The sequence below is a fragment of the Tepidimonas sp. genome (assembly GCF_036825565.1).
Lineage (GTDB): Bacteria > Pseudomonadota > Gammaproteobacteria > Burkholderiales > Burkholderiaceae_C > Tepidimonas.
Window position 1 is genome coordinate 1 of the sequence record NZ_DAISXZ010000090.1, and the last position, 7,934, is coordinate 7,934.

The following is a 7,934-nucleotide window of genomic DNA, read 5'->3' on the forward strand; positions in this document are numbered from 1 at the left end:
GCGGCGGGGCTGGCGGCGGTGCTGCGCCATCCGGCGCGGTTTGCGGGGCGCAAGGTGGGGCTGGTGCTGTGCGGCGGAAACATCGACCCGCTGCTGCTGGCCTCCATCATCGAGCGCGGCATGGTGCGCGCCGGCCGGCTGGTGCGGCTGGTGGTGAGCACGCGCGACCTGCCGGGGCAGCTGGCGCGCATCGCCGCCATCGTGGCGGAGGCCGGGGCCAACATCGACCAGGTGCACCACCAGCGCGCCTTCACGCTGCTGGCGGCGCAGAGCGTGGAAATCGAGCTGGTGCTGCAGACGCGCGGCCCGCAGCATGTGGATCAGGTGATGCAGGCGCTGCGCACCGCCGGCTACGAGGTGGCGCGCCACTGACGTCGGCACCGTGCCGGATCGGGTGTTGGCCCGCGGGGCGGACGATGGCGGGGCCATGGACGGGCAATAGACCGGCGGGCCGCAGCCACGCGCATGGCTGGCTACACTGTGCGCATGGCGCAGGGGCAGGCACTGGTGGTGGTGCGGCCGCAGGGGCTGTACTGCCCGGCAGGCGACTTCTACATCGATCCATGGCGGCCGGTGGCGCGCGCCATCCTCACCCATGCCCACGCCGATCACGCTCGGCGCGGGCACGGCGCCTATCTGGCCCACGCCCAGGCAGCGGGCGTGCTGCGCGTCCGGCTGGGTGAGGACATTGCGCTGCAGACGGTTGCCTACGGCGAGGTCGTGGATTGCGGCGGCGTGCGCGTGTCCCTGAACCCCGCGGGGCACATTTTGGGTTCGGCCCAGGTGCGGCTGGAGCACCGGGGCGAGGTGTGGGTCGTCTCGGGTGACTACAAGGTGGAGGCCGACCCCACCTGCGCCCCGTTCGAGCCGGTGCGCTGCCACACTTTCATCACCGAATCGACCTTTGGCCTGCCGCTGTACCGCTGGCGTCCGCAGGCGGCGGTGCTGGCCGACATTCAGGCCTGGTGGCAGGCCAATGCCGCGGCCGGCCGCGCGAGTGTCCTGTACGCCTATGCGCTGGGCAAGGCGCAGCGCTTGCTGGCGGGTCTGGACACGACCACCGGCCCCGTGGTGGTGCACGGCGCGGTGGAGGCCATCAACCAGGCCTACCGCGCGGCCGGCGTGCTCCTGCCCGCCACCCAACGCCTGGAGGACGGGCTGGAGGCGACGGCCCTGCGGCGCGCCCTGGTGATCGCACCCCCATCGGTGCAGGGCACGCCGTGGCTGCGGCGCCTGGGCGCCTATGCCGACGCGATGGTCAGCGGCTGGATGCAATTGCGCGGCACGCGGCGGCGGCGCGGGGTGGACCGGGGCTTTGCGCTGTCGGACCACGCCGACTGGCCGGGGCTGCTGCAGGCGATCGGCGCTTGCGGCGCGCAGCGGGTGCTGGTGACCCACGGCCAGGTGGCGCCGCTGGTGCGGTATCTGTCGGAGCAAGGCCTGCAAGCCGATGCACTGCACACCCTGTACAGCGGCGAGGCGGGTGCCGATGCGGCAGAAGGGGACGATGCATGAAGGCGTTCGCGGCGCTCTACCGAGCGCTGGATGCGACCACGTCCACCGCGGCCAAGCAGGCGGCACTGCAAGCCTATTTCCGGGAGGTGCCGCCCGCGGATGCCGCCTGGGCGGTGTATTTGCTGGCGGGCGGCAAGCCGCGCCAGACCGTACCCCCGCGCCGGCTGCGCGAGCTGGCGCGCGCCGCGGCAGGCCTGCCGGAGTGGCTGTTCGACGAGTGCTACCAAGCGGCCGGCGACTTGGCCGAGACGATCGCCTTGCTGCTGCCACCGCCCGCCGAGCCCGAGGAGCACGGACTGGCGCACTGGATGGCCGAGGTGCTGGCGCTGCGTGCGCTGCCGGCGGACGAGCGCGACGCCGCCCTGCGTGCCCAGTGGGCGCGCCTGCCCGCCGAGCAGCGCCTGTTGCACGGCAAACTGATCACCGGCGGTCTGCGCGTGGGCGTGTCGCGCCAGCAGGTGACACAGGCGTTGGCGACGGTGGCCGGCGTGCCGCCCGCACTCGTGGCCCAGCGCCTGATGGGCTACACCCGCGCCGATGCCCGCCCCGGGCCGCAGGACTACCAGACCCTGCTGGCCCCGCCCGGGGCCGTGGCCGACCCGGGTACCATGATCCCCGCAGAGGCGATGACTGGCGCAGCGGCGCCCATGCCGGATGCGCAGCCATACCCGTTCTTTCTGGCCCATCCGCTGCCCGCCGAACCGGACGATCCGCCCGGCCTGCTGGGCGCTCCCGCCGACTGGATCGTGGAGTGGAAATGGGACGGCATCCGCGCCCAGCTGGTGCGCCGGCGCGGCGTGGCGTTGTGGACGCGCGGCGAGGAACTGGTCACCGACCGCTACCCCGAACTGGCCGCGCTGGGGCAGCGCCTGCCGCCGGGCACCGTGCTGGACGGCGAAATCGTCGTCGTGGCGGGCGAGGCGCTGCAGCCCTTCGGCGCGCTGCAGCGGCGCATCGGCCGCCAGCGCCTGACGGCGGCGCTGCTGCGCGAGCTGCCCGTGGCACTGATCGCCTACGACCTGCTGGAGGCCGACGGCCGCGACTGCCGCGCCGAGCCCCAGTGGCGGCGGCGCGAGCGGCTGCAGGCCCTGGTGGCCGCGCTGGCCGACCCCGCGCTGCGTTTGAGTCCCGCCCTGCCCATCACCGCCGATACCGACTGGGCGGCGCTGTCTGCCCACCGCCGCACGGCGCGCGAACGGGGGGCCGAGGGGTTGATGCTCAAGCAGCGCGATGGCCAGTACGGCATCGGTCGCACGCGGGCGGTCGGCACATGGTGGAAGTGGAAGGCCGACCCCTGGACCGTGGATGCGGTGCTGGTCTATGCGCAAAAAGGCCACGGGCGCCGCGCGGGGCTGTATTCCGACTACACCTTTGCCATCTGGAGCCATGCCCCCGGCCACCCGCAGCGGCACCTGGTGCCGTTCGCCAAAGCCTATTCCGGCCTCAGCGATGCCGAAATGGCGCGGGTGGACGCCATCATCCGCAGCACCACGCGCGAGAGCTTCGGCCCCGTGCGGGCGGTGGAGCCGACCCTGGTGTTCGAGCTGGGCTTCGAGGGCATTGCGCGCAGCCCCCGCCACAAGAGCGGCGTGGCGGTGCGGTTTCCGCGCATGCTGCGCTGGCGCACCGACAAGGGGGTGGAGGATGTCGATTGCCTGCCCACCTTGCTGGCCTGGCTGGAGGCTGCCAACCCCGGGGGCGCCCCGTGACCCGTTTCCGCCGAACCCTGGCGGCCGTGACCGCGCCAGCGGCGACCGCTGAAGGCTGGATGCGGGCGCAGGGCTGGACGCCCCTGGCCTTCCAGCACGAGACCTGGGCCGCCATCCAGGCCGGGCGCAGCGGGCTGGTGCATGCCACCACCGGCGCGGGCAAGACCTACGCCGTCTGGCTGGGGCTGCTGCAGCGGCATGCCATGGCCTTTTCTGCGGCGGCCGGGCCGCGGTTGCTGTGGATCACGCCGCTGCGCGCGCTGGCCAGCGACACGGCGGCGGCTCTGCAGGCGCCGCTGCCCACCCTGGCCCCGGGTTGGCGGCTGGGCGTGCGCACCGGGGACACCCCCGACGCCGAACGGGCCGCCCAGCATCGGCGCTGGCCGCAGGCCCTCGTCACCACCCCCGAGAGCCTGAGTCTGCTGATCGCTCGCACCGACGCGCCGGCGCTGTTGGCCGGCGTGGCGGCCGTGGTGGTGGACGAGTGGCATGAGCTGCTGCCCGGCAAGCGCGGCGTGCAGGTGCAACTGGCGCTGGCACGCTTGCGCGGCTGGCAGCCCACGCTGCAGGTCTGGGGCTTGTCGGCCACGCTGGCCCATCTGGACGAGGCGGCGGCCGCCTTGCTCGGGCCGGCGGGTGCCCTAGGGGCGGCTCTGGTGCGGGCCGGCCAGCCCAAGCCGCTGGTCATCGACACGCTGTTGCCGGCGCGCCTGGAACGTTTCCCCTGGGCGGGGCACCTGGGCGCGAGCATGGTCCCCGCGGTGGTGGCCGAGATCGACGCCTGTCGCAGCGCGCTGCTGTTCACCAACACCCGGTCCCAGACCGAATGGTGGTACCAGGCCCTTCTGGCTGCGCGGCCCGACTGGGCCGGCCGGATCGCGCTGCACCATGGGTCGCTCGATCCCCAGGTGCGGCGCTGGGTGGAACAGGGCCTCAAGGACGGCACGCTGCGCGCCGTGGTCTGCACCTCCAGCCTGGATCTGGGGGTGGACTTCGCACCCGTGGAACGGGTGCTGCAGATTGGCTCGCCCAAGGGCGTGGCGCGGCTGCTGCAGCGGGCCGGCCGTAGCGGCCACGGCCCGGGGCAGCCCTCGCGCGTGACGCTGGTGCCCACGCATGCGCTGGAGCTGCTGGAAGCCGCCGCCGCGCGCGATGCGGTGCAGGCCGGCCGCATCGAACCGCGTGCCCCCTTGCGTGCGCCGCTGGACGTGTTGGTGCAGCACCTGGTCACGGTGGCCTTGGGCGGCGGCTTCCGGCCGGGGGCGCTGTTGGCCGAGGTGCGCACCACCCACGCCTACGCCGACCTGTCGGACGAGAACTGGTGCTGGTGCCTGGACTTCGTGCGCCACGGCGGGCCGTCGCTGCAGGCCTATCCCGAATACCGCCGCGTCCAGCCCGACCAGGCGGGCGTCTGGCGCGTGCCGGATGGCCGTCAGGCCCGCCGCCACCGCCTCAATATCGGCACCATCGTGGCCGATGCGCAACTGGAGGTGCGGTTCTTGCAGGGCGCTCGTCTGGGGTTGGTGGAGGAGGGCTTTGCCGCCCGCCTGCGCCCGGGGGACCGGTTTCTGTTCGCCGGCCGCACACTGGAGCTGGTGCGCCTGCGTGACCTGACCGTCTGGGTGCGCGACGCGCGCGGCCAGGAGCCGCGGGTGCCCCGCTGGCAGGGCGGGCGCATGTCCCTGTCCACCACCCTGGCCGATGCCGTGCTGGCGTGCTTGGCCACCGCCGCCCGGGGCGAGGCCGATGGGCCCGAGCTGGCGGCGTTGCGACCGCTGCTGGCTTTGCAGGCGCGCTGGTCCCATCTGCCCACCCCCGAGCGGTTGTTGGTGGAGGTGTTGCACGACCGGGAGGGCTGCCACCTGTTCCTCTACCCGTTTGCGGGGCGCGACGTGCACCTGGGGTTGGCCGGCTGGCTGGCGTGGCGGGCCGCGCAGGCGCAGCCGCGCACCTTTTCGATGGCGGTCAACGACTACGGGCTGACGCTGCTGAGCGCCCAGCCCGTGGATTGGGCCGCCGAGCTGCCGCGCTGGTTGCAGCCGCTCGATCTCGACACGCTGACCGCCGAACTGCTGGCCAGCCTGAACGCGACGCAATTGGCCCAGCGGCGTTTTCGCGAGATCGCCCGCGTGGCCGGCCTGGTCGTGCAGACCCATCCGCGGGAGCGCCGCAGTCAGCGGCAGTTGCAGGCGTCGGCGGCGCTGTTTTGGGACGTATTGGCCCGCCACGATCCGGCCAACCGATTGCTGCACCAGGCGCGGGCCGAGGTGCTGGCGCAGGAGTTGGAGGTGCAGCGCCTGCACGCCACGCTGCAGCGCATGGCCCGCCAGACATGGCAGGTTCAGCCGCTGCAGCGGCCCACGCCGCTGGCGTTTCCCTTGCTGGTCGAGCGCCTGCGCGAGAGCGTGTCCAGCGAGACCCTGAGCGCGCGCCTGCAGCGGCTGGTCGCGCAGCTCGAACGCGCGGCGGATGCCCCCGGGCCCCGCCGGCACCGCGCCGCCCCGTCGGGGGCTGCCGCGTGAGGACGGCGTTGGTTCCGGCGCCGGTCGTGCTGCAGGCGCCGCACCAGGGGCCCGAGGCGGCCCTGTGGCTGTTGCCACAGCGGGCCGTCTGGTGGCCGCCCGGGGCCACGCTGTTCGTGGCCGATGTCCACCTGGGCAAAGCGGCCGCCTTCCGCAGCGCCGGGCTGGCCGTCCCGGGCGGCACCACCGGGGACAATCTGCAGCGTCTGGATGCGCTGGTGCGCCGGCACGGCGCGCGCCGGCTGGTCGTGCTGGGGGATCTGCTGCACGCCCGTGCCGCCCGCACCCCCGCCTTGCTGCAGGCCCTGCGCGACTGGCGCGGCCGCCACCCCGATCTGGCCTGGGTGCTGGTGCGCGGCAACCACGACGACCGCGCGGGCGATCCGCCGCCGGACCTGGATATCACCGTCGTGGAGGAGCCGTGGACCCTGGGGCCCTGGCACTGCCGGCACGAACCACCGGCTGCGGTCGAGTCCGCCCTGCCGGGGCCGACCCTGTGCGGGCATGTGCATCCGGTGTGCGTGTTGCATGGCGCCGCGCGCGAGCGTCTGCGGCTCCCGTGCTTCGTGCTCACGCCGTCGGCGCTTTGGCTGCCGGCTTTTGGTGCCTTTACCGGCGGATATGCCGTGCCGGCCGCTGCCGGTCAGTCGCGCTGCGCCATCGCCGACGACGCCGTGTGGCCAGTGGATGGCCCCCCGCCCGCGCCCTGGCAGCTTGGCCCTGGCCGGTAAAATCCCGGGTTTACCCTGACCCCACGGGAACCCCTTCATGACCACTTCGCGCGTTTCCTCGGCCGCCATGGCCAACGCCATCCGGGCGTTGGCGATGGACGCCGTACAGCAGGCCAACAGCGGCCACCCCGGCGCCCCGATGGGCATGGCCGAGATGGCCGTCGCGCTCTGGGGCCGCCACCTCAAGCACAACCCGGCCAACCCGGCCTGGGCCGACCGCGACCGCTTCGTGCTGTCCAACGGCCACGGCTCGATGCTGATCTACGCGCTGCTGCACCTGAGCGGCTACGACCTGCCGATCGAGGAGCTCAAGGCCTTTCGCCAGCTGCACAGCCGGACGCCGGGCCACCCCGAGGTCGGCATCACCCCGGGCGTGGAGACCACCACCGGGCCGCTGGGGCAGGGCATCGCCAACGCGGTCGGCATGGCGCTGGCCGAGAAGCTGCTGGCCGCCGAGTTCAACCGCCCCGGCCACACCATCGTCGACCACCACACCTACGTGTTCCTCGGCGACGGCTGCATGATGGAAGGCATCAGTCACGAGGCGTGTGCACTCGCCGGAGCGTGGCGGCTGTCCAAGCTGATCGCGCTGTACGACGACAATGGCATCTCCATCGACGGCCAGGTTCAGCCGTGGTTCGCGGACGACACGCCGGCGCGCCTCCGCGCTTATGGCTGGCAGGTGATCGGGCCGGTGGACGGCCACGATGTCGAGGCGGTGGATGCCGCCATCGCCGCCGCCAAGGCGCAGGGTGCGCGTGCCGACGGGCGGCCCACCCTGATCGTCTGTCGTACCCGCATCGGCCAGGGCAGCCCCAACCGCGTCGGTACCGCCAAGGCGCACGGCGAGCCCCTGGGGGCTGAGGAGGTGCAGCGCACCCGCGAGGCGATCGGTTGGCCGCACCCGCCGTTCGAGGTGCCGGCGGACATCCGCGTGGCCTGGGATGCGCGCCCCGCCGGCGCCCGGGTCGAGGCGGACTGGGCCCAGCGCTTGGCGGCCTATCGCCAGGCGCACCCGGTGCTGGCCGCCGAGCTGGAGCGGCGCCTGCGCGGGGAGCTGCCCGCCGACTTCCACCAGCGTATGGTGGACCTGATCGTCGGCCTGCACGAGCAGGCGCAGACCGTGGCCAGCCGCAAGGCCAGCCAGTTGGCGCTGGAGGCCCTGACCGCTGCGCTGCCGGAGCTGCTGGGTGGCTCGGCCGACCTGACCGGCTCCAACCTGACGCAGACGGCCGCCACGCCGGCGCTGCGCTTCGGGGCCGATGGTCAGCCCGTGGCGGACGGCCAGGGCCGCCTGGGTCGGCACATCAACTATGGCGTGCGCGAATTCGGCATGGCCGCGATCATGAACGGCATCGCGCTGCACGGCGGCTACATCCCCTACGGCGGCACGTTCTTGACTTTCAGCGACTACAGCCGCAACGCCATCCGCATGGCCGCGCTGATGAAGCAGCGCG

At 73.4% G+C, this 7,934-nt stretch carries 6 protein-coding genes; all 6 read left to right on the top strand.

Annotated elements, in window-relative coordinates; genetic code table 11:
* Positions 1–372 (top strand): ACT domain-containing protein (locus V7026_RS10320; protein WP_334155305.1); only part of this gene is annotated, 372 nt, incomplete at its 5' end.
* A 93-nt stretch (positions 373–465) separates the two neighbouring features.
* Positions 466–1,515: a ligase-associated DNA damage response exonuclease gene (locus V7026_RS10325; protein WP_334155306.1), complete on the top strand. Its 1,050-nt coding sequence runs from the start codon at positions 466–468 to the stop codon at positions 1,513–1,515.
* Complete coding sequence (locus tag V7026_RS10330) at positions 1,512–3,224, top strand: ATP-dependent DNA ligase (RefSeq protein WP_334155307.1); 1,713 nt, start codon at positions 1,512–1,514, stop codon at positions 3,222–3,224. Before V7026_RS10325 ends, V7026_RS10330 begins: the two co-directional genes overlap by 4 nt.
* Before the next feature lie 59 nt (positions 3,225–3,283).
* Positions 3,284–5,746, top strand: a complete 2,463-nt coding sequence (locus V7026_RS10335; RefSeq protein ID WP_334155309.1) for a ligase-associated DNA damage response DEXH box helicase — start codon at positions 3,284–3,286, stop codon at positions 5,744–5,746.
* The gene (gene pdeM, locus V7026_RS10340; protein WP_443082351.1) at positions 5,743–6,477 is read left to right on the top strand and encodes a ligase-associated DNA damage response endonuclease PdeM; all 735 of its coding nucleotides are present in this window, start codon (positions 5,743–5,745) and stop codon (positions 6,475–6,477) included. Before V7026_RS10335 ends, pdeM begins: the two co-directional genes overlap by 4 nt.
* A gap of 37 nt (positions 6,478–6,514) precedes the next feature.
* Positions 6,515–7,934 (top strand): transketolase family protein (locus tag V7026_RS10345; protein ID WP_334155308.1); only part of this gene is annotated, 1,420 nt, incomplete at its 3' end.